At 71.6% G+C, this 23,416-nt stretch carries 30 protein-coding genes; 14 read left to right on the plus strand and 16 right to left on the minus strand.

Annotated features, from left to right (window positions below; genetic code table 11):
• Positions 1 to 18 precede the first annotated feature (18 nt).
• The 3 genes from FRANEAN1_RS24495 to FRANEAN1_RS24505 all read right to left on the minus strand — a co-directional run bounded on the left by FRANEAN1_RS24495 (position 19) and on the right by FRANEAN1_RS24505 (position 1,298).
• Entirely contained in the window at positions 19 to 450 is a 432-nt protein-coding gene (locus FRANEAN1_RS24495) for a hypothetical protein (protein WP_157472783.1), read from the minus strand.
• Positions 405 to 947, minus strand: a complete 543-nt coding sequence (locus FRANEAN1_RS24500; protein ID WP_157472784.1) for a hypothetical protein — start codon at positions 945 to 947, stop codon at positions 405 to 407. Before FRANEAN1_RS24500 ends, FRANEAN1_RS24495 begins: the two co-directional genes overlap by 46 nt.
• A 75-nt stretch (positions 948 to 1,022) precedes the next feature.
• Positions 1,023 to 1,298 carry a helix-turn-helix domain-containing protein gene (locus FRANEAN1_RS24505; RefSeq protein ID WP_198145359.1) on the minus strand — a complete coding sequence of 92 codons (276 nt, stop codon included), beginning with the start codon at positions 1,296 to 1,298 and terminating at the stop codon, positions 1,023 to 1,025.
• Between the two features lie 205 nt (positions 1,299 to 1,503).
• Between FRANEAN1_RS24505 and FRANEAN1_RS40480 the strand changes: the two genes are divergently transcribed.
• The 4 genes from FRANEAN1_RS40480 to FRANEAN1_RS24525 all read left to right on the plus strand — a co-directional run bounded on the left by FRANEAN1_RS40480 (position 1,504) and on the right by FRANEAN1_RS24525 (position 3,751).
• Positions 1,504 to 2,238 (plus strand): hypothetical protein, encoded by a 735-nt coding sequence (locus FRANEAN1_RS40480; protein WP_020462488.1) that lies wholly within the window; start codon positions 1,504 to 1,506, stop codon positions 2,236 to 2,238.
• Positions 2,239 to 2,531: 293 nt separating this feature from the next.
• The gene (locus tag FRANEAN1_RS24515; RefSeq protein WP_020462489.1) at positions 2,532 to 3,095 is read left to right on the plus strand and encodes a hypothetical protein; all 564 of its coding nucleotides are present in this window, start codon (positions 2,532 to 2,534) and stop codon (positions 3,093 to 3,095) included.
• Between the two features lie 153 nt (positions 3,096 to 3,248).
• Positions 3,249 to 3,566 (plus strand): hypothetical protein, encoded by a 318-nt coding sequence (locus FRANEAN1_RS24520; protein ID WP_020462490.1) that lies wholly within the window; start codon positions 3,249 to 3,251, stop codon positions 3,564 to 3,566.
• Entirely contained in the window at positions 3,563 to 3,751 is a 189-nt protein-coding gene (locus FRANEAN1_RS24525; protein ID WP_020462491.1) for a hypothetical protein, read from the plus strand. The genes FRANEAN1_RS24520 and FRANEAN1_RS24525 overlap by 4 nt, the downstream gene beginning before the upstream one ends.
• A 4-nt stretch (positions 3,752 to 3,755) precedes the next feature.
• On the opposite strand, the gene FRANEAN1_RS24530 is transcribed toward FRANEAN1_RS24525, so the two are convergent.
• Both FRANEAN1_RS24530 and FRANEAN1_RS24535 read right to left on the minus strand, forming a co-directional pair.
• A complete protein-coding gene (locus tag FRANEAN1_RS24530) occupies positions 3,756 to 5,003 on the minus strand; it encodes an ABC transporter substrate-binding protein (RefSeq protein ID WP_347176745.1) in 1,248 nt (415 codons plus the stop codon).
• Between the two features lie 375 nt (positions 5,004 to 5,378).
• Positions 5,379 to 5,633, minus strand: coding sequence for a hypothetical protein (locus tag FRANEAN1_RS24535; RefSeq protein ID WP_020462493.1), 255 nt, complete (start codon positions 5,631 to 5,633; stop codon positions 5,379 to 5,381).
• A gap of 759 nt (positions 5,634 to 6,392) precedes the next feature.
• Between FRANEAN1_RS24535 and FRANEAN1_RS39555 the strand changes: the two genes are divergently transcribed.
• Positions 6,393 to 6,530, plus strand: a complete 138-nt coding sequence (locus FRANEAN1_RS39555) for a hypothetical protein (protein ID WP_347176746.1) — start codon at positions 6,393 to 6,395, stop codon at positions 6,528 to 6,530.
• Positions 6,527 to 6,718, plus strand: coding sequence for a hypothetical protein (locus tag FRANEAN1_RS24540; RefSeq protein ID WP_157472785.1), 192 nt, complete (start codon positions 6,527 to 6,529; stop codon positions 6,716 to 6,718). The genes FRANEAN1_RS39555 and FRANEAN1_RS24540 overlap by 4 nt, the downstream gene beginning before the upstream one ends.
• Before the next feature lie 34 nt (positions 6,719 to 6,752).
• Here FRANEAN1_RS24540 and FRANEAN1_RS41490 read toward each other — a convergent pair whose 3' ends face one another.
• Together FRANEAN1_RS41490 and FRANEAN1_RS24545 are read right to left on the minus strand one after the other, a co-directional pair.
• Positions 6,753 to 6,923 (minus strand): hypothetical protein, encoded by a 171-nt coding sequence (locus FRANEAN1_RS41490; RefSeq protein WP_157472786.1) that lies wholly within the window; start codon positions 6,921 to 6,923, stop codon positions 6,753 to 6,755.
• Between the two features lie 301 nt (positions 6,924 to 7,224).
• Positions 7,225 to 7,545, minus strand: coding sequence for a hypothetical protein (locus FRANEAN1_RS24545; RefSeq protein ID WP_020462494.1), 321 nt, complete (start codon positions 7,543 to 7,545; stop codon positions 7,225 to 7,227).
• 112 nt (positions 7,546 to 7,657) lie between these two features.
• Here FRANEAN1_RS24545 and FRANEAN1_RS24550 point away from each other — a divergent pair, with 112 nt between their 5' ends.
• Genes FRANEAN1_RS24550 through FRANEAN1_RS24560 form a run of 3 tightly spaced genes read left to right on the plus strand, consistent with a single transcriptional unit; the run spans position 7,658 to position 9,702 of the window.
• Positions 7,658 to 8,059 carry a DUF6011 domain-containing protein gene (locus FRANEAN1_RS24550; protein WP_020462495.1) on the plus strand — a complete coding sequence of 134 codons (402 nt, stop codon included), beginning with the start codon at positions 7,658 to 7,660 and terminating at the stop codon, positions 8,057 to 8,059.
• Positions 8,060 to 8,092: 33 nt separating this feature from the next.
• Positions 8,093 to 8,809 (plus strand): hypothetical protein, encoded by a 717-nt coding sequence (locus FRANEAN1_RS24555; RefSeq protein WP_041254744.1) that lies wholly within the window; start codon positions 8,093 to 8,095, stop codon positions 8,807 to 8,809.
• A complete protein-coding gene (locus FRANEAN1_RS24560) occupies positions 8,806 to 9,702 on the plus strand; it encodes a pentapeptide repeat-containing protein (protein WP_020462497.1) in 897 nt (298 codons plus the stop codon). Before FRANEAN1_RS24555 ends, FRANEAN1_RS24560 begins: the two co-directional genes overlap by 4 nt.
• A 271-nt stretch (positions 9,703 to 9,973) precedes the next feature.
• Here FRANEAN1_RS24560 and FRANEAN1_RS37395 read toward each other — a convergent pair whose 3' ends face one another.
• Both FRANEAN1_RS37395 and FRANEAN1_RS24570 read right to left on the minus strand, forming a co-directional pair.
• Positions 9,974 to 11,014 carry a glycosyltransferase gene (locus tag FRANEAN1_RS37395; RefSeq protein ID WP_347177255.1) on the minus strand — a complete coding sequence of 347 codons (1,041 nt, stop codon included), beginning with the start codon at positions 11,012 to 11,014 and terminating at the stop codon, positions 9,974 to 9,976.
• A gap of 66 nt (positions 11,015 to 11,080) precedes the next feature.
• Positions 11,081 to 11,476, minus strand: coding sequence for a hypothetical protein (locus tag FRANEAN1_RS24570; RefSeq protein WP_020462499.1), 396 nt, complete (start codon positions 11,474 to 11,476; stop codon positions 11,081 to 11,083).
• 188 nt (positions 11,477 to 11,664) lie between these two features.
• On the opposite strand from FRANEAN1_RS24570, the gene FRANEAN1_RS24575 reads away from it, so the two are divergent.
• A complete protein-coding gene (locus FRANEAN1_RS24575; RefSeq protein ID WP_049795752.1) occupies positions 11,665 to 11,973 on the plus strand; it encodes a hypothetical protein in 309 nt (102 codons plus the stop codon).
• A 98-nt stretch (positions 11,974 to 12,071) separates the two neighbouring features.
• On the opposite strand, the gene FRANEAN1_RS24580 is transcribed toward FRANEAN1_RS24575, so the two are convergent.
• Both FRANEAN1_RS24580 and FRANEAN1_RS24585 read right to left on the minus strand, forming a co-directional pair.
• Entirely contained in the window at positions 12,072 to 12,668 is a 597-nt protein-coding gene (locus FRANEAN1_RS24580) for a dihydrofolate reductase family protein (protein WP_020462501.1), read from the minus strand.
• 210 nt (positions 12,669 to 12,878) lie between these two features.
• Positions 12,879 to 13,142 carry a hypothetical protein gene (locus tag FRANEAN1_RS24585; RefSeq protein ID WP_041254746.1) on the minus strand — a complete coding sequence of 88 codons (264 nt, stop codon included), beginning with the start codon at positions 13,140 to 13,142 and terminating at the stop codon, positions 12,879 to 12,881.
• Positions 13,143 to 13,400: 258 nt separating this feature from the next.
• On the opposite strand from FRANEAN1_RS24585, the gene FRANEAN1_RS44015 reads away from it, so the two are divergent.
• Together FRANEAN1_RS44015 and FRANEAN1_RS24590 are read left to right on the plus strand one after the other, a co-directional pair.
• Positions 13,401 to 13,721, plus strand: a complete 321-nt coding sequence (locus tag FRANEAN1_RS44015) for a hypothetical protein (RefSeq protein WP_347176747.1) — start codon at positions 13,401 to 13,403, stop codon at positions 13,719 to 13,721.
• A 32-nt stretch (positions 13,722 to 13,753) separates the two neighbouring features.
• Complete coding sequence (locus FRANEAN1_RS24590) at positions 13,754 to 15,199, plus strand: hypothetical protein (protein ID WP_020462503.1); 1,446 nt, start codon at positions 13,754 to 13,756, stop codon at positions 15,197 to 15,199.
• 64 nt (positions 15,200 to 15,263) lie between these two features.
• On the opposite strand, the gene FRANEAN1_RS37405 is transcribed toward FRANEAN1_RS24590, so the two are convergent.
• The 5 genes from FRANEAN1_RS37405 to FRANEAN1_RS24615 form a co-directional block, all read right to left on the minus strand.
• Complete coding sequence (locus FRANEAN1_RS37405) at positions 15,264 to 16,232, minus strand: hypothetical protein (RefSeq protein WP_049795754.1); 969 nt, start codon at positions 16,230 to 16,232, stop codon at positions 15,264 to 15,266.
• Positions 16,233 to 16,340: 108 nt separating this feature from the next.
• Complete coding sequence (locus FRANEAN1_RS24600; protein ID WP_041254751.1) at positions 16,341 to 16,523, minus strand: hypothetical protein; 183 nt, start codon at positions 16,521 to 16,523, stop codon at positions 16,341 to 16,343.
• Positions 16,520 to 17,686, minus strand: coding sequence for a YfjI family protein (locus FRANEAN1_RS24605; protein ID WP_041254753.1), 1,167 nt, complete (start codon positions 17,684 to 17,686; stop codon positions 16,520 to 16,522). Before FRANEAN1_RS24605 ends, FRANEAN1_RS24600 begins: the two co-directional genes overlap by 4 nt.
• 45 nt (positions 17,687 to 17,731) lie before the next feature.
• On the minus strand, positions 17,732 to 19,648 hold the full coding sequence (locus tag FRANEAN1_RS24610) for a CHAT domain-containing protein (RefSeq protein ID WP_049795755.1): 1,917 nt from the start codon (positions 19,646 to 19,648) through the stop codon (positions 17,732 to 17,734).
• Positions 19,567 to 21,798, minus strand: a complete 2,232-nt coding sequence (locus tag FRANEAN1_RS24615; RefSeq protein WP_041254756.1) for a hypothetical protein — start codon at positions 21,796 to 21,798, stop codon at positions 19,567 to 19,569. Before FRANEAN1_RS24615 ends, FRANEAN1_RS24610 begins: the two co-directional genes overlap by 82 nt.
• A gap of 86 nt (positions 21,799 to 21,884) precedes the next feature.
• On the opposite strand from FRANEAN1_RS24615, the gene FRANEAN1_RS24620 reads away from it, so the two are divergent.
• Both FRANEAN1_RS24620 and FRANEAN1_RS24625 read left to right on the plus strand, forming a co-directional pair.
• Positions 21,885 to 22,292 carry a hypothetical protein gene (locus FRANEAN1_RS24620; RefSeq protein WP_020462506.1) on the plus strand — a complete coding sequence of 136 codons (408 nt, stop codon included), beginning with the start codon at positions 21,885 to 21,887 and terminating at the stop codon, positions 22,290 to 22,292.
• On the plus strand, positions 22,289 to 23,266 hold the full coding sequence (locus tag FRANEAN1_RS24625; RefSeq protein ID WP_020462507.1) for a hypothetical protein: 978 nt from the start codon (positions 22,289 to 22,291) through the stop codon (positions 23,264 to 23,266). Before FRANEAN1_RS24620 ends, FRANEAN1_RS24625 begins: the two co-directional genes overlap by 4 nt.
• Positions 23,267 to 23,416: the final 150 nt, after the last annotated feature.

Consider the following 23,416-nt stretch of genomic DNA (forward strand, 5'->3'; position numbering starts at 1 on the left):
CCGAGCGGGGCGGTCGGGTCACGCGAGGATGGCGGCCTCGTGCCGAGCCTGGAGGATCTTGACGATCCGGTCCTCGGTCTCCGGCAGGACGTGCGAGTAGACCCCGGAGATGCCACGCCCCCCGCGGCCGTGCACCTTCATGCCAGGCACGAGTGGATCCCAGGCGGGGTGGCCGGAAGTTCCCCGTCGCTTGGGCTCGGCCTCGCGGCCGTCGCACGCGGGACGCCATACCCGGCGGTTGAACCCCGACCGGCGCAGAAGTCCGCCCCGGGGGCCGTACCAGACGAACGATCCTCGGTCGCCCCTCTTCGGCATCATGTCCAGGCGGGCATCGATCATGTCGAAGACGAACTCCGGGACGCGGGTCGTCCGCACGGAGCCGCGGGTCTTCGGTGGGCCGGAGGTCAGCCCTCCGCTGGCCTCGACCAGGCACCCCAGTGTCGGGTGCACGCGCAGCACCCGGCGTCACGGTCAATGCACGGCCCGTTGTCGTCGGGATCACGGTTGCCTTCGACCACGAGGTCGGTCCGCAGACCGGCCATCTCCGCCCAGCGCCAGCCCGTGCCGTACAGGCGCCAGGTCAGGTCCCGGTAGAACCCACACCGATCCGCGATCTTCGCGATGCCGGCGGTGTCGGTGTGGATCTCCTCGACGGCGTCCGCGATCTGGCCTCGAACATCTCCCGGCCCACCCGGGACGAGTCGGCCGGCGGCCTCGAGCAGTGAACGGCTCGGGAAGAACCGGGACGCCGTAAAGGTCAGCACGTCTTCCGAGTCCGCGGGGCTGGTGCTGAGGACGACCCGACTGGCCGTGCCCCAGGCTCGTGGGGCGTGGTCGGCCTGGTCCCGGGCGTCCTCGGGGCTGTCGGCAAGGCCGTGCCAGGTGTCGACCCGGGTCTCGCGGATGGTGCGCTCCTGCTGGAGGAGCACCGTGTAATGCTTGGGCAAGTTCTCCACTTCTCAGGGGGACATCTCGGCCGGGTTGCGGGGTACGGGTTGGTCACCCCCCGCGCCCGGCCGCTGTCATGCGGTCGACGCGGCGTGCGTCTTGTAGTGGCGACCCGCGAAGTCCTTCACGTCCGCCGGGGTGAACCTCCAGCCGGCGCTGCGGCTGAGCAGCACCCCGTTGAGACGCTCGTCCCGCGCCCAGGCGGTGACGGTGCGCTCCTTCACGCCGAAGATCTCCGCCACCTTCGGAGCGGTGAGCAGTTCGCCGTCCGGGATCGCGTCGAGTCGCTCGAACAGCCCCGCCAGCCCCGGCGGGCTGGCCGACTCGGACTTGGGCCTCAGATTGATCACCACATCTCCCCTCCTACCTCTGACACATCATGGTCAACGGCAGCCTATATCAGTGTAACGAGAGAAATCGAGAGACTTCAAGATCAATACTTCGGAGCCTCTCGCTTTACCCGTGATCTCCGCCTATCTCCCTGGGTGCAGGAGGATGTCCTGGAGGGCGGGGCGTCACGCAGTCTCTCGCCGACTGGGATGGGAGACTGTGGCCATGGCAGTAGGGCGAGACAAGTCGAGTGCGACCAGGCCGGTGGACGGACGCGGTCGCGCAGTCACGACTCCAGAGGAGTCCCAGCGGCTGTTCGACGCCATCGAGCGGCGCCGCATAGAGCGCGGCTGGCTCGCCGAGGGTTCCAGTCGGTACGCCCTAAGGGACGGGAAAGCGGCGCTCCTGACCAGGCTCAAGGTCTGGAGTGAGCGCTCGGAATGGACGCCGGAATCCGCGCTGCGAGTCGCGGTTCACGGCGAGTCGCCGACCCCACTGGAGGAGCTGCCCGCCCGCCTGCGCCGCGCGGTGGAGGCACGGTGCAGCGACCGTGGCACGGACCCGGCCGTCGAGATGCCCCCCGGCCTGTGGGCGACGCTGGCGGAGGGGCTGCTGCCCGGCCTTCCCAGCGTCCAGGACCTGTTCGCTGCCCTCGACAAGGGCTCCCTGCCGCCGGCCACCGTGCAGGCGCTGCTGGATGTCGATGGCGCGATGGAGTGGCTACCTCGCTCGGCCGAGCGAGTGGTCCTCGAGGATGCGAAGCCGGTCCCCGTGGAATCGGGCCGGCGGGTGGTGATTGAGTTCGACGCGACGCCGGCGCCGATGACCCTCGAAGAGTGGTTCCAGGTCTCCGGTCGGGCGGCTACCTCCGCGCCGCAGATGACGGATGAGCAGCGCGGCCAGCTGGCCGCCGTGATGCAGCGGATGCTGGACGACTGGGAGCAGCGACAGGGGGAGTGATCTCCGCCCCGCAGACCTTGCCAAGGACCCAGGTGAGTCTGCTGGCCGAGGTGCCGTCCAGGGCTGAGAGGTGCCCAGACGTCTGCCCTGACAAGGACAAGACGGGCCGACTCGCACGCCCGGCTGCACCAGCACGCCGACGATCACATCCAGGCCGCCCACCTCCACAACGCGACCCACCCGTCGATGCGACTCTTCACGCGCCCGCGAATCTCTCGAATTCTCTCTCCACACCGACATAGATTGCGCTTGAGTCCGAGTATACCGTGGTGTTACAAGATTAAGAGCGGGCCGTGGACGACGACCGCTGGGACGAGAGACACGAGCCGACCGGCTGGGGTGAGCACGCCTACGGCGGCCTCCTCGACGCCGTGACCGAGGGCCTGGACGCACTCGTCGCCTTCGCAGTCACCGACGCCGGGGTCTTCGAACCCACCGCGTCCGCCATCGCTGACCTGCTGGCCGAGGCCGAAGGCGAGCTGTCCTACGTCGACTCGCCGGACCGGCGCCGGGAGGCGCAGGACGCCGTCAGGGACATCCGCCGCCAGCTCGCCCTCGCTCGCGGCCGAGCGGGTGCTTGCCCTGACCACCGAGGGCATCACCCGGATCCCGCTGGAGGAGATGTGAGCGCGCTCGACACGCGCAGGCCGCTCTACGCCGTGGTTCGCCACGACCGTCTCAGCGACGGGACGATCTTCGCGAACGAGGGCCTCCGGATGTTCACCGACGAGGCCGAGGCCCAGCGCTACTGCGACAAGCCTCGTCGACGGCGGAACACCCGAGAAGGATGGAGACCGCGCGGGGAAGGGCGAGCAGGTCATCCGCGCGGGCGGACAACACTACGTCGTCGGCCCTGACGATGACCCACTGCCCGGATTCAGCGGCCACCCCTTCGCCTTCCGTCTCAACGACGGCGGCGACCTCGTCCATACCAGCAACCTTTGGCACCAGGGCGCCGTTCCGGATGAATACGCCGGCCGGCTTCCCGACAACGCCGAGCGGGTGGGTCCATGACCGGCTTCTACGGGGTCCAGGGAAATCCGATCAGCGACGCGGTCGGCGAGGCGCTCATGGCCGACATCGAGTCGCGCCGCTTCAGCCATGAGGTGGTCGACACCGACGCCGGCCCGGTCGAGGTGTCGACCATGTTCATCCCCCGGGACATGCGTTCCGCCGAGGACATCGAGCAGGGCCGTCCTCCGCTGATCTTCGAGACCGCGGCCCTGCTCGACGACAACGAGATCGCCATGGAGCGGCGCTCCACCGGCGCCGAGGCGGCCCAGGCGCACTTCGACGTCCTTAGCCGCGTGCAGAGCGGACGGCTGTGAGCGCCGAGGTCGACCGGGCCGCGCTGGTCGCGCACCTGCGCAAGGCGCACCCCAACCTGCTGTCCACCTCCGACGAGCCGCTGCCGACCGACGGCGACCTGGACACCGCTCCGATCGGTCTGCTCCGTGCCGTGCACAAGGCCAACCACCTGCCGCTCTACCGCCAGCACGACGGTGACGACTGAGCGACTAGTCCTCGATGGGGGTGCTGCCGATCACCTCGTACTCGGTGGGCTGGCCCTCCTCGTCGAGGGTCGTCACCAGCCCGCCGCGGACGCAGACCGCCGGCAGGTCCGGGTCGGCCTTGCCGTTGCAGCGGAACCGCAGCCCCCCGGCGGCCGGCAGCTCCTTCTCCGGCATCCCCTTGATCGCGGCGATGATGGTCTCCGGGGAGACCTCGCCGGAGATCTCCCCGGTCGCGGACTGGAAGGCGGCGAACACCGTGAACATGGCCATCGCAGCCGTGCGGCCGGTGTCGACGTCCTTGCCGTAGGTGGTCGCGACCGCGTTGATCAGCTGGGTCGCCGGGTTGTCCGTGCCGAGCGGCACCGTCGCGGGGACGGGCATGTCCTCCAGGAAATCGCCCGGCACCGCCTTGCGGGTCCTGTCAGTGATGCACTGCGAGACGCCCGTGACCGTCCCGGTGAATCCGACCGCCCGCAGACCGTTGAACGCGGCGATGCAGAACGCGTCGTTTCCGGTCACCTCGACGATGCCGGGGTCGCCGGAGGCGATGTTCTGCATCTGCGGAATCATGTCGGCCGTGCCCGGGGGGATCGGCACGACCGAGAGTTCGATGCCGGCCTCGTCGAACGCCGACGGAGCGGCGGTCCGGTAGATGCCCGTCGCGGACGGCACGTCGATCGTGACCGCTGTCACCTTCCCGGCGCCCTTCTCCTTCGCCAGCTGGATCGGGAAGTTGATCAGCGAGAAGGCGGAGTCGGTGATGGCGAAGGTCGACTCGCTGTCCCGCAGCGGGGCGCCGTTCGCGGAGTGGAACATCACCGGCACGCGAGCGTCGTGCAGAGGCCGCCAGATGCTCTCCACGATCGACGAGGAGCCGACGACGACGGCGACGACATCTTCCTCGACCATCCGGTTCGCGCAGTCGGTGCCCTTGGCCGGGTCGGCCAGGGCCTCGCACGTCACCAGCTCGATCGGCCGGCCCGCGATGCCGGAACGGCGCTCGTTCAGGTACCCGACGGTGGCTTTGGCCATGTCGAACTCGACGGAGAGGTCCGACACCGGACCCTTGCCGTCCGAGATCATCCCGATCCGCACCGGCGCGCCCTTGGCCTCGGCGATCGGCCCGAGGACGGCGGAGATGTCCCTGCTGGGGGTGCTGTCGTCCGTCGACGGGTCCGCGCTGCCGCCGCCGCATCCGGCGGCGAGCAGCAGGCTCGCCGCCACCGCCAGGACGCCCAGGCGGGTGGACACCGAGCGTCGCCGCGACCGCCTGCGGGGCATCCCGGCGGCCACATTCTCTGTATTCGGCATACATCTACCTCGTCTCGGTTGTGGTCGGCCGGGGCGGTTCGCCTCCACCGGCTGGGCCGCTCCGGGCGGCACGACGGCTCGTGACGCCGTCCGTTGGAGCGGCCTGCTTGCGCTGGTGGGAACGGGTCGCCGGGCCGCGCCCCGGCAACTGGACCTCGATGCGGCTCTGACGGGGTGCTGATGACTGACGGAGGGCGTCTGGTGGTATACGCGGCCGGCGACCGGATCAGCTCGCGAGCAGGCGGCGACCGGGGCGGGCGTCGGGAGGATCGGGCCCGGCGACCGGTGCGGCCGCCCTCGGTCCGGTCGGTCGGCTCAGTCCTCGGTCGGTGGGAAACCGCCCGCCTCGCGCCCGAGGGGCTGGCCCTCGTCGTCGAGGGTCGTCACCAGTCCGCTGCGGACGCGGACGGCGGGCGTGGCCGGGTCGGCCTCGCCGATGCGGCGGAACCCCAGTCCGCTCGCACCCGGCAGGTCCTTCTCCGGTACTGTGCTCACGGCCGCGGCGATGGACAACGGGGTGAGGTCGCCGGAGAGCCCTTCGGTCGCCGGCCAGCGGGCGGCGAGCACCATGACCGGGGCCGTCGTCCCGGGCCTGCTGGTCTCGATGTCCTCGCTGTGGGTGGTCGCGGCGGCGTCGAGCAGGCGCGTCTACGGGTTGTTCACATCGGGCTCCTGCCGTCCGAGATCAGCCTGATCCGGATCGGGGTGCCCTCGGACGGCGTGCGCGGCCGCGGCATTTCGGCGGTGTTGGTGCTGGTAGTGCTGCTGATGCCAGCAGTGCTGGGGGGCGAGACGTTCTCGCTGTCGTCGCCCCCACAGCCCGCGACGAGGAACGGGTTCGCGGTCCTGGCGGCTTCCGCCAGGAAGCCTAAGCCCGGCCCCCCCGTGCGTCGCCTCGCTGTACGCCTCCCGGCGGGACGTTGTCCTGCCGGTGGCCGCCCCGCCGGGCGAAACCCGGGCCGCTGGTGCGGCTGAACGTCATGTGGGTTCCGTGCGCGCTTCATGCATCCGCCCGTCCTTCGAGATCAGGGCCCTACCTGCTCTCGGTAGGGGCGGGCTGGCTCGGGGGTGAACCGAGTAGCCCGTCCGGGCCGTGGAGGAGGGGACCTGGTCAGGCCGATAGGAGGTGGATGTTTGCAGAGTTTTTGTGACGAAGTCAACATCTGGCCTGGCCGGGGGGAATCTGCTATCTGGTCACGAAGGTGCCACCAGGTGACCAGGCGTTAGGGTTCGATCGCCTCCTGAGCCTGTGGGGCTCCAGAACCCGGATTTGGGTGGTGACCTGCGCGTTTGTCTGCAGGACGGCGGGGCCTGTGTCGGGCAGGCTGGATGGTCGTGGTGTGGTCGCTGCTCTACGCCCTGACGTGCAACGCTCTCGGACTGATGTTGCTCCGCGTGCGCGGGGACACCGCGAAGGACGTGGAGCTCCTCGTCCTGCGACATCAGGTGGCGGTACCGTGGCCGTGACGTTCCCGGCAGCCTTCCCCACGGCGCCGAGCATGGTGTTCGTATCGGGCCCGCTGATGGACCTGGCGGCGCCAGCGGTCGCCGTGGGGGCGCCGACCGCGACTGGGTTCACCTTCATCGTGCAGCGCCGCGACGGGGCGAACGTGTCCGCCGGGGCGCGGACGTTCTTCTGGCTCGCGGTGGCCTGACGGTGAAGGGCAGCCGCGCTGGCGCTCGGGCCGATCAGCCGCGAGTCGACCGAAGAACCCAGACGATGATGGCCGCCGCAAGCGCGGCCGTCACCAGGCTCAGCCGGATAAACGCCGTCTGATCTATGTCGATCACGCTCGTTGCGGCCAGCGTCAGCAGTACGACGCAGGCGACGAGGAAAACGAATCCGGCTACGGGCAGCACCTGGCGGCGGCCATCGGGGGGAGCGGGGCCCGCGGGGATGAAGTAGGTCCCGACAGCGACATCGTTACGGTCAGGATGACATTCGGGGCAGTGGTGGTGGCGGTCCGGGCCACCGGGATTGGTCTCGCAGTGCGGGCCGCAGTCGGGGTGGTAGACCCCATGGGTCCATGATCCGCTGACGGCGGTAATGGCGCGCGCGAAACCATGAGCGAGCGGAGACTCGCCCTCGATCAGTCCAGCACCTCGATCGGCTCGCCCTTCGGCCAGCCCTCCTCCTGCGTCTCGGCGTCAACGTGCGGCGTCATGAGCCCACCTCCGCATGCCCCGCCGTTACCGACTCGTCCCCGCGCGCCGACCGCACCTGCTTCGGCCGCGGGGCGCCGGTCTCAGCCTCATGGAGCTGGTCGAGCATGATCCCGACATTCTGGGCGCTCATGCCGAGATGCCGGGCGGCGCGGGACTTGGCGCCACGCTGTCCGTGCGCCCGCTCCTCGTACCCGACGAGCTCGCGGATCGCACGGCAGTAGTCCAGGTGCGCCACTCGGCGCACCTCGTCCTCGCGCTCCCGCGCACTGTTGACCGCCGCCACCAGGGCGGTCAGCTCGTCCTCGCTCCCTGCCATTCGCCGATCTTAACATAGTCATGTGACAGATCTTCACATCACCATTTGATGAATCTTCACATGATAATTTACAGTTGGGAAGTCGGATCGGCCAAGCGAATCGGAGGCCCGCGTGATCGCCAGCCAGGACATCGTCCGGTGCAAGGGCTGCCACCGTCCGCTCCGCACGGCCGCCACCATCGCGACCGGGTTCGGCCCGATCTGCGCTCGCAGGCAGCACCTCGTCGCCGCCGGCTACAGCTCGGGCCAGATCACTGACGCCATCGAACTCGTCGAGCTGGGCGGCGTCATCCACCTCCGCGGCACCGGCGACCGCCGGGTCTACCTGACCGTCGGCAGCAAGGGCGTCGTGCACCGAACCGCGATCACCGGCCAGTGCAACTGCCACGCCGGGCTGATCGGCAAGCGGTGCCACCACGGTGCCGCCGTGGCGCTGTACGCCACCTCGGCCGCAAGCCGGACCGTGCGGGTGGCCTACCCGATGCCGCCAGCCACCTACATCGCCGCCGCCTGAACACCCCACGCCACCACGAGGGAGGCCACCGCCATGAGCGTCACCTTCACCGCCACCACCGCCACGGTCGGCTACCAGATGGTCTACTGCGACGGCGAGCACCGCGACACCCGCACGTGGCCGGCGAGCACCCCCATCGCCCAGATCGAGCGAGAGCACGCGGCGGGCTGCGTCGACCCCACCTGCATCGACTACCAGGGCGGCATCCTGGAGCCGATCTACGCTGCCCCGATCAAGCCCGTCGAGGTGGGCCAGGTGAACGCCCGGCGGGTGCTCGATGTCCTCGGCTACCCCACCAGCCCCGACGGGATCGGCTCCAGCGGCCCGTTCGAGCCGTTCGACAACGCCACCGGCGAGGGCGAGTGCGGAGGACTTCGCCGGGCGCGTCCTGACCGCCCTGGCCCTCTCCCCCGACGACGAGGGGATGCCGGGCACCGACGAGTACGGCGCTCGCGGCGCGCGGTGGGTGGAGTGCGGCCGGCGGCCCGGCTACCTCCAGGACACCCTCGGCCGGCTGCGTTCCCTCGCGGAGGCCGCCCGCACCCACGACCTGACGATCACCTGGGCGTAGAGCCCGCCACATCCAGAACCGAGGAGGAAGCCATGCGAGAGATCACCCAGGAGGAGACCGACGAGGTCTTCGGACGCCACGGCCAGATGGTCCCCAGCCGGGACCTCGGCGACGGCGACGTCTTCATGCTCAGCGGGCGGCAGCCCGATCGTCACACGGGCGTACAACTCTGCCTGTGACCGACAACGGGGGAACGCACCGGCGCGCCGGCCGGCGCTGGCTGTGGATCGTCGCGGGGATCGCCGCAGTGGGTGCGGTGTGCGCGGTGGTCGGGATCTGGCACCTACCCGGCCGGATGTATCCGGGGACCAGCGACGGCGCGGTCCAGGCCCGCGCCGCGTTGCAGGGCGGGCTGCTCACTGCCGCTGCCGCGCTGACCGCGGTAGCGGGCGGTCTGATCGCGCTCGACGAGACCCGGCAGGCGAACGCCGAGGTCCGGCGGGCGAACGAGAACACCCACGTTCGGGAGCTGTACGCCAGCGCGATCAGCCAGCTCGGCTCGGACAGTCTCGATGTCCGCCTCGGCGGGATCTACGCCCTGGAACGGGTCGCCCGTGACAGCGCCGCAGACCAGCGCACTGTCGTCGAAGTGCTCTCCGCGTTCGCCCGCGTCCACAGCACCGACCCCGCCCTACGCCCCGACGCCCCCGACTCGGCCAGCCCCATCCTCCACGCCGTCGACGTCCACGCTGCCGTCACCGTGCTGGCCCGCTTGCCCATCCTCAACGGCGTCCCCCGCGCCGATCTCGTCGGAGCAGACTTCACCGGCCCCGCCACGCTTCACCGCCTCCAAGCACCCGGCGGCATTCTCGCTGGCGTCTCCCTGGGGGAGGCGGACCTCAGCGGAGCGAACCTCGCCCGTGTGAAGCTCCGCGACGCCGATCTCACCGACGCATGTCTCATGCTTGCGGACCTCACCGAGGCGGACCTCACCGGAGCGGACCTCACCGGCGCAGACCTCACGAGCGCTGTCGGGTTGACGCAGGAGCAGGTGGGCGCAGCGTCGGGAGATTCGCGAACGCGCCTGCCGGCAGGGCTGATATCACCAGCGTCGTGGGTGTCGGGGGTGTAGGGAGCGCTCCGGGTGAGGGCACGAGTCGCGACCGGTTGGCGGCCGTCCCTACCCCTCTCAGGCCCCGCGCGCCTCGTCTCGGCCCTCGCGGACGCTCTCCCGGTCCAGACCGAGCGCGTCGAGCATCTCGGTGAGCTCGTCGGCGTCACCGCCGAGACTCTGCACGGCGCAGGCCGCGTTCCGCGCCGCCGGTAGGCATCCCGATCCGAGGTCGGCGAGAGAGTGAACCGCACCGAGGACGGGATCGGGTCGATCTGCCGGCCGATCGGTCCTAGGCGCATGCCGGCTCCTCGGCCGGGCCGGCGAGGTACACGCCGATCTCCCCGTCGACGTCGTGAGCGACCACCCCGGGCAGCACGGCCTGCGCGCGGGCGTCGCTCCACTCCTCCACGTGCGCCTCGAACGGGTTGCCCTCAGCCAGACCCTGCGGGTAGGGCACCACGGGCAGGGAGGCCAGCACGCCGCGGCGGGCGGCAGCGCGGGCTCGGCCCCACAGGTCGACAGCCTCACTGCTGGCCATGTGCTCTAGGACGTCGCCGAGGATCACCATGTCGGCTGCCGGCAGGGCCAGGGTGCGAACGTCGGCGACCAGCACCTCGCGCAGCTCCCGATCGCCGGCCAGCTCCCGCAGGTAGGTGACCCACTCGTGGTCACAGCGGACCAGGAACCCGGTCTCGCCGGGGCGCACAAAGTCCTCGTACGGGCCGTACTCGCTGGCCACCGCGGGGATGCCGAGGGCCGCCACCTCCAGCACGCGCAGCGGCGACTTCGAGCGGTTGAACACGTGCGGGCGCAGCGGGGAGGCGATCTCCGCGATGTCGGCGTAGTGGGTGGCCGAACCGGCCCAGCCGACCGTGAGCCGCTGCCGGCGGGGCCGGTCGCGGATGAGCAGCCAGCCCGGGATGCGGTTTGGCAACACCACGACGTTGGGGTTGATCTCGCGCATCACCTGCGCGAGAGCCTCGGTGGTCACCGTGACCAGCGAGGCGACAGCGGCGTTATCGCGGACGCGCTGCTGCACCGCCGAGTCGCCGAACAGACGGCGGCCTGGGTTCGTCGGGTGCAGGCCGAACAGGTTGTCGTCGATCTCGTAGACGAGCAGATGACCGTCCCGGGCCAGGCGCTGCCAGGTCTGCGAGGGCTCAGGCATACACACCCGCTGGCCGACGATGATGTCCGCGTCCAGCCACCCGGCCGGCAGGACGGTGGAGACGAGGGTGCGATGGCCGCGGGCCTTCAGAGCCTCCAGCGGCAGCCCCAGCCGGTAGTACCCGCAGGCGCTGGCGTCTGCCGCCCACCCGAACACTCTCACGGACAACGAGGCTAGCGACCTATCTCGTTACACTCCGCGAAGCGCGCCAAACCGAGTAGTATGGCGCTACTCCCGGGAATCCCCGTCGGAGGCCTTGCCGTCGGAGACCTCTTCCCCGGGGGCGGCGGGGCCCCAGTAGAACCACTCCTGCCCCTCGGCCACCCGGGTCAGGGAGACGTAGGTGCCGGAGAGCTGTCCGGCCTCGACGCGGCGGCGGATCTCCCGCATCCAAGCGTTGCGCACCCTGGTGAGGGCGCGGCGGCGCTCCGGGTCGTTCTTGCTGCCGCTGCCGGCAGGCCGCGGGATGTCCACCAGCGGGATCCGCCACCACCCGTCGGCCCCCTCCGCGACCCACGCGTCCACCGGCGCGACGAACAGGCCCCGGTGGACCTTCGCGGTGGGCGAGATCGTCGGCCGCTCGGCGGGCTCCCCCGGCCCGGGGGCGATGCTTCCCGGCGTCATCGCCGACCCACCTCGGTTCTGGCCGTAGTGCGTGTGTAGTCCACGACATGCGCGCGGGAGCTGGCGGCATCAGCGCCCGGCCTCGCTGGCGGCGGGAGCCGCCAGCACGCGGCGCGCGAGACGCACCGGCGCCCAGATCCCGATCGCCACCCAGGTCATCAGGCGCAGCGAGAAGCCGAGCCGGCGCAGTGGCCGCGCTTGTGCGGAAGCTGCGCGAGGAGACCTGTGTAGACCTGCACGGCGCCGAATCCGAGGTGCTATGGACCGCGTACGTCAACGACCCGCACAACACCGACTGGGCCTGGGCGGCCACCGCGGTGGCACCGTTTCATCTGGACCGCGAGGTCACCGCGACTGCGGGCAGCGACGTGCTCGACGCACGCTGGTGGTCCGCCGACAACCTGGACCAGCTCAGCGCCGCCATCACCAAAACGGGCGGGGTGCTGTACCTGGCGCACGAGGCGCTGTTGACACTCGCACTCAATGTCGCTTGGTAGTCGCCAGGCAGGCACCGCCAACGACAGCAGCCCCGGACTCACCGCGAGCTCCGTAACGGCGGCACTCGCGAACCGGCGCCGGGACTCCGCCGTCCCAGCTACAAGGGTGACCGACGGTAGGTCAGGAAGACCGCCCCGCTCTTCAAAACGGAGTGGTCGGCCAGCACCCAGATCCTCGGGTCGAACGCGGCGGTACGGGAGAACAGCGGGATACCCGTGCCGAGAGTCAGCGGCCCCAGCTTGACGACAAGCTCATCGATCTCCTGGTAGAGGGCGCCGGCGAGCTCGCCCCCACCGACCAGCCAGACGTCCTTGCCGTCCTGCCGCTTCAGCTCCCGCACCGTCGCGACCGGGTCGTCGGCGACCAGCTCCACGCCCGGGTCCGGGCTCACGGTCAGGGTTCGCGAGAACACCAGGTGCCGCAGGTGCGGGAAGGCGTTCGTCAGGCCGACCCGCAGCCCGACCTCGTAGCTGCGCCGGCCTTCCAGGACAGTGTCAAAGTGGATCCCCGCAGCGGTGACGCCGAGGGCCGCCCGCGCCGGACCGGGCAGGGTCTCCGGGTACTCGGTGGCGAGATGCTCAACGTAGTCCTGCGGCACCGGCCAGAACCCGTCGGGACCGGTGGGGTCGGCGCCGTCCGGACCCGCGACGAACCCGTCGACGGTGGACGCCACGAAGTAGACCAGCCTGCGCACGAACCACTCCTCAAGGTCGGAACCGACGCCGGTCACGGCCGACGGCGCGTCCCACGGACGAACCCACCCATGATTCTGACCAGCCGACGGCATGTCAGGCCGGGCGGCGCACCTCCTGGCCCGGCCGCGAGGCGCCGACCCATCTCCCGTTGCCAGGCCGCCAACATGACCAGCACCCCCGGCGACGGCCGCGGAACCAGCACCGGCCCCTCAGCCGCCCGCAGAGTGTCGATCATTGCCTGGCCCTGCGGGCCGGCCGGTGGCCACGGTCAGGGCCTCGACCTCCGTGCGGTGGCGGCGCTGCGCTGGCGTCAACGCCGTGACCGGCGCGGTCAACAGCGCGGCCACGTAGGCGTCGAACTCCGCGACCTCCTGCGCGTCCGCGAGCGCGAGGGAATCCACCGGCTCGTCCATCTCGAGCCGGGGGCGCCCACGCCGGGCAGCGTGCTGGGGCGAAGTCGCGGACTTCGACATGATGGGTCACCCTCCGGAGCGACGGCGGTGTCCCATAGATCGTAAGGACGCCAACACCAGACGCCCAGACCGGGAGTCACGCAGATGTAGTTCCCGCGGCTCCACGCCGCAGCAGGCCGACATGGCACGGAGAGCTGCGCTCACGCCTGCCACCACGCGCGCATGTTCGCGCAGTGTGGATGATTGCTCGCTATGAGCGCCAACGGGGGACGCAGGAGGGGGCCGCGCCCGATCTGGTTGATAGTCGGCGTCGTAGCTGTGGCCGCTGTTGCGGTGGCGTGGCTGGCCGGGCAGGGCGGCTGGGCTGCCGCGTTGGTCGTGGTGGCGGTGGCGATGCCGGTCGCGGCCTTCCTCGCGGACAAGGCGGCCGCCAGGTCTGGCGATCTGGACCTAGAGAAGGTCGCTGACCGGCTCGCCGACCTGGTCCGTGACCAGTGGGACATCGAAGCAACCCGCCGCGGGGTGGGCCGCCCACCGCTCGAGGTGTTCTGGCAGGCCGCCGGCGCCGACCTGGTCCACACCTGGCCTGAGCTGCAACAACAGGCAGCGACGGGGCGAAGCGGGCCCTGGATCTTCTAGCACGTCGCCAGCCCGGCCAACCGGTACCGCTGTTGGTCCCTCTAGCTTCCTGGGATCCTGACCAGCTGAGTCTCTACGGTTGGCTGGAAAACCAGATCCTGCGCGAGTACCCACACCTGTCCGCCGTAGATGCGGCCACCGGGCACAGTCGCGCCGCGGCGCTGCTGCACGCTGGGCTGATCCTTCCTGTCCTCGACGGGCTCGATGAGATCCGCGTGGGCGGCAGGGACCAGGCCCTGACTGCTATCAACGACGGCCTGCGCAGCAACATCGGACTCGTTCTGAGCTGCCGCGCCGAGGAGTTTCGTGCGGCCGTGCAATCCGAGCCCGACTGGCAGCCAATCCACCTCGACGGCGCCGCTGGCATCCGCCTAACGCCGCTCACTTCGGCAGTGGTCGGGGACTACCTTCTAGCCGGATCTGGCAACAACGGTTTCACCAGATGGGAACAGGCCCTCACCGCGCTGGCTGACCCCACCACGTCCCTCGGCCAGGCGCTTTCCACCCCACTAGCCGCCAGCCTCGCCCGCACCATCTACAACCCCCGCCCCGGCGAGTTCATCCGCGGATTGCCCGACCCCTCCGACCTGACCACGTTGCCGACCCGGCAGGCCGTCGAACAGCATCTCTTCGACGGCTACCTGCCTGCCGCCTACCGGGCCCACCCCGACCAGCCCACTCGCTGGACCGCCAGCCAGGCCACCCGCTATCTCGTCTTCCTCGCCCATCACCTCGAACACCGCCTGGAGACCACCGCCCTCTCCTGGTGGGAGCTGTCCCGGGCCACCCCACGAGCACTTTCGATCCTCGTGTACGGGCTCACCTCCGGGCTCGCATTCGGGCTCGCGGACAGGCCCGCGGTCGGACTCGCGCTCGGACTCGTGTTCGGGCTCGCGGTCGGGCCCGCGGTCGAACTCCTGATTGGCAGCGCCTCCCCCGGCCGCATGGCTCTGCGACCGCCGCGGCTGTTCGACCTGGCGGTAGGGCTCACAATCGGGGTCGCGGTCGGGCTCACGGACGGGCTCATGGACGGGCTGTCGGCCGGGCTGTCGACCGGACTCCCGTTCGGGCTCGCGCTCGGGCTCGTAGTCGGGATCAGACTTGACCCCACGGCGGAGACGAGACGGGCGACAGATCCCAGAACCATCCTGGTCCAGGACCGGGCCAGCGGGCTCGCAATGGGGCTCGTTCTCGGGCTCACGGTCGGGCTCACCGTGGGGTTCACGGACAATGCGCTCACGGCCGGGCTTCCGGCCGGGCTTCCGGCCGGGCTTACAGCTACCCTCACATTCGCGCTCGGCTCCGCGTGGGGACGGCTGGGGGTGACCCGCCTGTGGCTTGCCGCGCGGCGGAAGCAGCCGCTGCGCCTCATCGCCTTCCTCACCGACGCCCACGATCGCGGCGTCCTGCGCCAGGCCGGGGCCGTGTGGGAGTTCCGGCACGCCAACCTCCAGCGCCACCTTGCGGGTCCGCCGTGAGACCGGCGCACGACTGGTCCTGACGGCCGCGGTCAGGCTGCCCGCGGCCGTGACCGGTCCGACGTCAGCGGCCGATGGGATGCAGCCGGCGGGTGAGCGCGCCGCCCTCGACCTGCCCGCGCAGGAACTCGGCCAGGGTGTCGAGCGCGTCGCCAGGCGGCGGGCCGGCGTCGGATGGTGCACGGCGAACACGGCGTTTGGGAGCGGGACCGCATCGCGGCAGCGGGGCACCGACGGCCACCGCGAACAGCCTCTTCGCCGCGGCGTCGATCGCGTGGATGCCGGTCTCGGGAGGCGGCGCCAGGAGCCGCTCGTCCCAGGCATCGATCTCGCAGGGCGGCGCGAGCACGGCCAGCGGGTCGGCGCTCGTGGCGGCCGCGCGGAACGCGGCCAGCGCCGCGACGGCGTAAGTGCGGGCCGCACGCTCGGCCTGGCCGGACAGGTCCGCGGCGTGCGCCCCTGCAAGATCGGCCCGCTGCCGGGCGGTCTCGCGCCACAGCCCGTGGCGCTCGGCGGCCGGCGCCATCACCGCGGCGGGCAGGACGGACGGAAAGTCGGGCGGGCCCGCGGCGGCTTCGACCGCCGCGGCCTGCTGGGCGTCGCGAGCCGCTCGCCACTGGGCGCACAGGGCCCGGTAGTACAGGCGATGCCGCACGAGGATCGCGTCGGCTTCCGCCGGCCAGGGTTCCGCGGCTGGCCCGTCCGGATGCGGGGCGTGAATGTCCGGGTAGGCGGCGACGTGGACGGCGTGGTGATCGCGGTAGAACTCCCGGCCCCGCACGGTGATCCGGTAGCCGAGCGCGCCGGTACTTCGCTCCGCGAGCGGCGGCGCGTGCCCGTCGATCAACCGCCGCTCGACGGTCGTGGAGTTCCCCCAGCGCAGCAGGTCCCCGCGCTGGTCGGCCATCCACAGCAGCGCCAGCACCTCCCACGACCGGGCACTGAGGTCCGGCTTCGGCGTCCGGACCGGCATCGTCGAGGTGCCGGCGCGTGCCGCGGCCCGGCCCTGGCGCGTGAGGGTGACCGTGGTCATCCAACCCAGGCGGGTCGGTCGCATGCCGCGCGTGATACAGCACGTTCCACTCACCCGGCGGCACGTAGGGGATGCCCAGCGGACCCCGGCCGGTGTACTTGACCTGGATCAGCATCCGCTGGGTCTCTCGCCCCCACCAGTCCCCAGCTCGACCGGCAGCGACTTCTCCGCGTCGAGGTCGTACGGCCCGGCCGAGGCCGAGGAGCGGGTCACCCGGTAGCCGTGGTCGTTGACCAGGATCAGTTTGCAGCGCCGCTCGAAGGCGTCTCCGACCTTCCGCGGGTTCTTCACGCCGCCCCCTCGACGCCCGCACCGGTCAGCGCGACCCGCGCGTGCGCCATGTGGACCTCAGCCAGGTTCACGGCGGCCCACACATGCTCCACGCCCACCGTGGTGGTCGCCGGGTCCTCGGCCAGCGCCAGCAGCGCGGCGATGCGCGCGGCCCGCCCCGGATGCTTGGTCGCCCACGTCTGGATGTCGGCGAGGTCGCCGGTCTCGGGATGCAGTCGCGGTTCCCACCCGGCGCGGAACACCTCGAAGATCTCCCGGGCGGCCGGCTCCAGTTCCACCATCGTGATGCCGTCGGCGCGCAGCGCGGCGTCAAGGACGCCACGAACGGCTCCGGCCCAGACGGTGTTCACCTCGTCTGGCATCGCTGGCGAGTCCGTCGTCCGCGTTCCGGCCATCGGTGCGGGCGCGGCGAACAGCAGCCGCGGCAGCAGGCCCCGCAGGTGCTGGCGGGCGCTGGGACTGGCGATCTCCTCGGGCGTGAGGGTCACAACGAGAGCCATGAACGGCTCTTCAACGTGGACGTGCAGGTCGGGCTCCCGGTCGATGGACAGCGCCTGGCCGTCGTAGGCCCGCAGGAGCGTGAACAGGGCCACCCAGCCGTCTTCGGCGTCACCTGGGTCGGCGATGGCAGCGAGCAGGCCACCACTGGTCGCGAGCTGGGCCAGGGCACCTCCCTCGGCGGCGAGCAGCACCGGCAGCGCCCTCGGCTCGACGTGGCCGACGGTGATCCGCTGGTCATCGGGCTCGGGATGGCGGGCCAGATCCTCGATCGCCTCGATCACCCGCTCGTTGGCCTCCCGCGCCTGTGCCGCAGGCGCCTGGGCGGCCGCCTCCACGGCCGTCTCGTACCGGCGCTGGGCGACGTGGTGCCGCCGGAGTGCCTTCCGGTGGTCATCGGCGCGCGAGGCGTGCGCCAGGCGCTCGGCCTCGAGTAGTGGGGCGGCGACAGCACGCAGGACGGTCCCGGAGTGTTCGCCGGGGTCGGCTACAGCGGCGACGTAGAGCGCGAGCGGCTCGGTCCAGCTCGGCCCAGCCTTGATCCGCCACCGGCCGCGGGTGGCGGCGGACAGCGTCCCCAGCGCTGCCAGGGTGGCCGCACTCGCTGGCTTCTTCGGCGAGCTCATCGCCAGACTCGGAATCGAGTCCGCCAGATACGTCGTCACGTCCGGCAGCGCGAATGTCGCCAGCGTGCTGATGCGCCCTCCTGGTCAGGGGCCGATGTGGATATACGGTGCCCAGACGGCCGGTGAGTGGCCGACCGCGGCGCCGCGCAGCCGGTTTACCGCGTCGTGTAGCAGTTCCGCCGTACGGGAGGTGCCGGTGCCGCCGGCCAGGGCTGTGTACACGTCCTCGCTGACCTGTGGTGCGACGACGTCGTAGAGGGGCCACAGGGTGGCGATGACATGTCGGAAGCCGGCTAGGCGCAGCGAGGAGGCAAGGTGGATCGCTTCGTCGGGCAGGGCGGCCCCGCCGGCCGCTGTCCGGCAGGCGGACAGGAACGCCAGCTCAGCGTCGGCGGGCTTGAGGCGGGCGAAGTCCAGGACCGTGAGGGGCTCGTCGGCCAGCAGGACCGCCCCCTGTGACGGTTCGGCCAGGTCCTGGCGCCCGTGGCAGGCGAAATGCACCCAGGAGTGGCGGCCGAGTTCGTCGAGGACACGGCCCCGGGTCGCGCCGGGGCCTGTGACGACGGTGGCGCGCGCGCCGAAGAGCCGCTCCAAGGCGTCGGTCTCGGGCTCCACCGTCAGGTCGGGCGCGCCCGGCGTCTCGGGCATGGCGACGACGAGCACCCGAGGCTCGGGCGGTTCGGGCCGGGAGCGGGCGGTGATCAGGTCACGCAGAGTGGGGGTGTAGGAGGAGACGACGTGGTCCAGGGCCGACTCGTGGGTGCCGGGGCGCAGGGCCGCATGCAGCGGCACGAAGGAGAGCAGGCCGGTGGGGCACCACCAGAGCCGGCGCGCCGGCCCGACGGCGGCGAGGACCGGGCCGGTGACGGCTGTCCACAGCCATTCCAGCAGGCCGTTGACGCTCAGATGGGCGCGGACCACGGCCGCGAGGCCTGTTGGCGGCTCATCGAATGTGCCGAACACGTTGTCGAGGTGCCGGGCGAGCGTCGCCGGGTCGAGTTCGGGGAGTGGCACGACTCGCACTGCGCCATCGCTGATCACCAGGGCGTCGCAGCGCAGACCGCTGAAGTTGACGACGACGACCGGTCCTTCGACGGCCGCCGCGGATAGCTCCCGGAACAAGCGGGGCTTTAGGAAGCCGTCGAAGCCCGGCAGCGCCCGCGCCTCGGCGACCAGCTGGTCGAAGCGGCGGGCGAGCACGGAGCGGTCAGCCCTCGGCGGGGCGAGCCCGCCGAGGTCGTGGTCGAGCTGGGCGTCGAGCGCGGCGCGGACTTCGGTGAGGCGGTCCACGAGGCCGGGGCGTACCGCGCGCAGCGCGGTGAGGTCCTCTCGGGTGTCCAGAATCTGGGCCCACAGCACGGACCTGCCCGCTTCCAGCAGCTCGACAGCGCGTTCGGGGTGCCCCGCGGCGAGCGCCACGGCCGCCGCGGTGGACGCGATACCGGTCAGCTCGGTGAGCTTGCGCTCCTGGTCAGCACGGGGAATGCCCCGCCAGGCCAGCAGCGGGAGCAGCAGCACGGCCTGCTCCAGGCAGGCCAGCGACGCGTCGAGGTCGCCATCTTCTAGAGCGAGCGCGCCGGCCCTGTGCGCGGCCCGGACGCGCAGGGAGACCGGGGAGACGGCGCTTTCGGCGGCGGTCCGCAGGGCCCGCTGCGCGTCGGCGCGGTCCTCGGGGCCGCCGGTGAGGTGATGCCGGGCGATGAGCGCGTCGCCGAGGATGAGCAGGTGGCCGGCGCGTCGGGGGTCCCCGTCGGGGGTCGCCTCGACGCCGGCCCAGGCATGGACGACGGCGGCGGCGAGGTCTGCTTGCGAACCGGTGTGTTCGCCGCGCTCTAAGAGGACGCCGGCGAGGGCGCTGAGATAGCGGGCCCGGCGGACGTGGTCTGGAGGCAGGGCGGCGAGCGCCTGTTCCATGGCGCCTACCGCCTCGTCGAGGTCCTCGGGGCTGGCGGCGAGCGTATGGCGGGTGGTGAGGGCCTTGCTGAGGTTGATAAGCACCATCGGCCGCTCGGCCGCTCGGCCGCGCCGGGACCGGCGGCTGCCGCGGCGCGCAGCAGGGCGACAGCCTGATCGAGGTCGTCGCGCCGCCCGATGACCCGATAGCGGTACTCGAAGGCGTTGCCCAGGTTCAGCAGGGCGCGGACGGCCTCGCCGCTGCCGGGGATGGCGAGCGCGCGCGCCTGCCCGTAGGCCGCGATGGCGCGGTCGAGGTCGGTGCCTGAGCCGGTCAGGTCGTAGCGGACGAGGAGCGCGACGCCGAGGTTGTTGTGGTCGCGGGCGGTGACCGGGGCGGCACCGCCCGCGCGGCCCGCCAGCTCCGACAGGTCGATGGCCTCGTCGAGGTCGGCGGGGTCTCCGGTGAGCTCGTAGCGGTACAGCAGGGCATTGCCGAGCACGGTCCGGGACTTCGCCGTGCCCGGTGTGCCGGGCACAGCGTGGGTCACCGCCTCGCGGGCGGCGGTGACGGCCTCCTGGATGTCGTCGGGGGAGCCGGTGGACTGGTAGCGCTCCGTCAGCGCGTCACCGACGTTGGACTGGGCCCGCTCCCGGTCGGCGTGCTCCGGTGGCGTGAGCGCGGCCGCCTCCCGGAACAGCTCCACGGTTTCGTCCAGCAGCTCGGGGGCGCCGGCGTGCCGGTGCCACGTGAGGAGCGCGGTGGCGAGGTTGCCAAGCCAGTCCGCGCGTCCCGGATCGTCCGGGGCCATGACGTCGACGGCCGCACGCGTCCAGCGGACGCCTGCTTCGAGATCGACGGGGTTCCCGGCCTTGTCGTAGCGGTAGACGTGGCCCGTGCCCAGGACGGACAGCGTTCTGGCGTTGGTCTCCGCGCCTTCGTCGATGGCTCGGCGCAGGACGTCGAGGGACTCGTCCAGGTCAGCGAGCGCCCCGTTCACGTCGTAGCTCATGGCCAGGACGCAGCCGAGATTCGTCAGGCAGTACGCCCTGAGGTCGCTGTCCGCCGGCAGGAGCTCCACCGCGCGCCGGGCGGCGGCGACCCCCTCCGGGACGACGGCGGGGTCGCCGGTGAAGCCGAGCCGCTGGTCGAGGAGCACGCTGAGCAGGGTGTGCGGCAATGCGCGCTGGGCGGGCTGGGCGGCGTCCGCGAGAAGCCCTGCCATCTCGCGCAGCGCGGCGATCGCCTCGGTGTTGTCCGCTAATGAGAGCCGGGCGCCGGCGCGGGCGTGCAGCGCGGTAGCCAGCTGGTACAGCGCGCCCGCGCGTTCGGGCGTCGCGTCGGGGCGGGTCAGGGTGCCGAGTTGGGCGTATGCGACTCGTTCGTCGATGTCCCGGTCCTGGGCCAAATCCGCGGCCAGGCGGTGGGCCGCGAAGTTGTCTGCGAGCTCGGAGAGGTGTGGGAAGTCGCTCTCGCCCGGGCCGAGCTCGCGCAGCGCCTCGGTCGCCGCCTGCGCGAACGCGATGCCGCCCGCGGGGGTGTCGTCCTGGGTCACGACGGTGGCGAGCGTCTCGAGGAGGAAGCTGTGCAGTGATCCTCGGAACTCGTCACCGACAGCGGTCGCGTCGAGGGCCTCGCGCAGCAGCGCGGCGGCGTGGGCGAGGTCGTCGGGGTTCCCGGTGCGGGCGCCCCGGGTCGACAGATACCGGCCGAGCAGTCCCGTGGCCAGTGGGCGGAGCCGGTCGTCGCCCGGCATGACGGCACGGGTGAGGCTCATCGCCGCAACGGCCCGATCATGCACCGGTCCGGCGGTCGCGTCCCCGGTCGCGTCCGCGTCTATGTAGGCGAACCACCACACTTGGGCCAGGGTGAACAGGAGGTGGATGTAGCCGTCGCGCCACTCGACGTCGTCCCCGAAGTCCAGCGTCAAGTCCTCGCCCGTGAGTGCCGCGTCGACGATGTCAAGCACGTCGCGCAGCGCAGGGGGAAGGGCGTCGGGGTCCAGCTCGCGCAGCCGGTCGGCGGCGCTGATGCCGGCGGCCAGTTCCTCGGGGCCGAGGCCGGCGTGGAACCGATACCAGTGGTGCTTCGTGAGCGCGGCGAGCGCGACCGTGTCGTCGGGGTCGAGCGAGTCGCGCAGCAACGCGGCCTCGGTGACGGCTGCGGCTGAGGTGAGCGCCTCGTCGTCACCCTCCTCGTACGCCTCGATGCGCGCCCACAGCGCGGCGGACGCGCCCTCCCCCGCGACTGGCCTCATGCTCAAGGCCTCCCGAGCTCGTTGTGCCCCTGGGCTCAATCTACGGGCTGGACGCGGACAGTGATGGTCTGATACGTCAGGGAACCATGGGCGATGAGAAGTTTGACATCCTGCTCGACGCGTCGAGATCCGCCACGCCCCTCCCGGACTGCATGCCGGTCCTGGACCTGCCTCTGGGCTTCGGGGTGGCCGACGCGGCGGACGCGCTGGAGTCCCTCTTCGTCACCGACCGTTTCCTGCGGGAGGTCGCAGTCGGCGTCGGCGGGCGGATCGTGGGGATCACCACCCGCGACTACCTCGACGGGCTCGGCGCGCCGGCGGTGCGATCCGTGGGCGACGGGGACGGCGCCACGCTTCCAGGTGAGTCGCTGCGCTACGAGATCCTTCGCTACCGCTGCCCCACCTGCGGGGTACTGCGGCGCCGGATCCACCTCGACGCGCGGCTGGCGCCGGTGTGCCCCAACGGCCACGGCACCCTGGAACTGCAGCGGTGAATCTCGACGCCGCGACCCCGGGCCTCGAAGGCGGCCGGTTCTACCTGGTCGACTACCTGCCCACCTGCGCGGCAACGATCTTCGTCCTGACCCTGGTCTGGGCCGGCGCCCCCGGCAGCGCCCCCGACTTCGACCACGCCTGGCAGACGGCCGCCAGGCTCGGCGCGGGCGAGGTGCTGGCCGTCACGCTCGCCGTCATCCTCGGCGCGGCCCTCGGCCATCCGCTGCAGCTGGGCGTCGTGCGGCTCCTCGAGGGCGGCTGGCCGCGCTGGGCGGCTCCGGTGACCAGGGGCTCGCGGGCGCTCCAGCTGCGGCGTCGGGCACGGCTGGCCGCGCGGGCGGAGCTCCCGCAGGACGAGAACACCGAACCCTCGTACGCCGTGGTCCAGACCGCGGGGCTCGCTGGGGCGCGGCTGCGGCGCGGGTACCCGCTCGAGGATCTGGTTCGTCCCACTGCGCTCGGCAACGTCCTGGCCGCGATGGAGTGGCAGGCCGGCGAGCCGTACGGGCTCGACGCGGTGGTCACCTGGCCCAGACTGTATCCGGTACTCGGAGAGCCGACCCGGCTGATCGTGACCGACCGGCGCAACACGCTCGACGGGGCGGCCCGGCTGTCCGTGACGATGGCCGCAACCGCCGCCACGTCCGCCGCGCTGCTCCTACCGGCTGCCGGCTGGTGGGCATGCCTGGCCCTGATACCGCTCGCGATCGCCCGGCTCGCCTACGTCGGAGCCGTACGGGCGGCGCTCGCCTACAGCGAGTCCGTGCGCGCCGCGTTCGACTTGCACCGCTTCGACCTGTTGACGGCCCTGCACCTTCCGCTGCCAGACGACCCGGACCGGGAACGCGCGCTCAACCAGGAGCTCTCCTCGGCCTGGCGGCAGGGCACACCCACCACGAGCCATTACGATCACCCGGGCGCCGTGACCAGTACCGGCGGCCTCGGGACCCACGCGGCGGGACCGGCATCCTGAGGTCCCGCGGGGGCAGCTGTCGCCACACGGTCGCCTGAGCGGACAGCGCCAGCGGGCCTTCCACGTGCGTCCACGCCAGCCTCAACGACCGGGCCCGTCACCACATCGACCAGTCGCCGGGTATCGCCCTCCCGCTCCGGATGGCACCGT

This window comes from Parafrankia sp. EAN1pec (genome assembly GCF_000018005.1).
Taxonomy (GTDB): Bacteria; Actinomycetota; Actinomycetes; order Frankiales; family Frankiaceae; genus Parafrankia; species Parafrankia soli.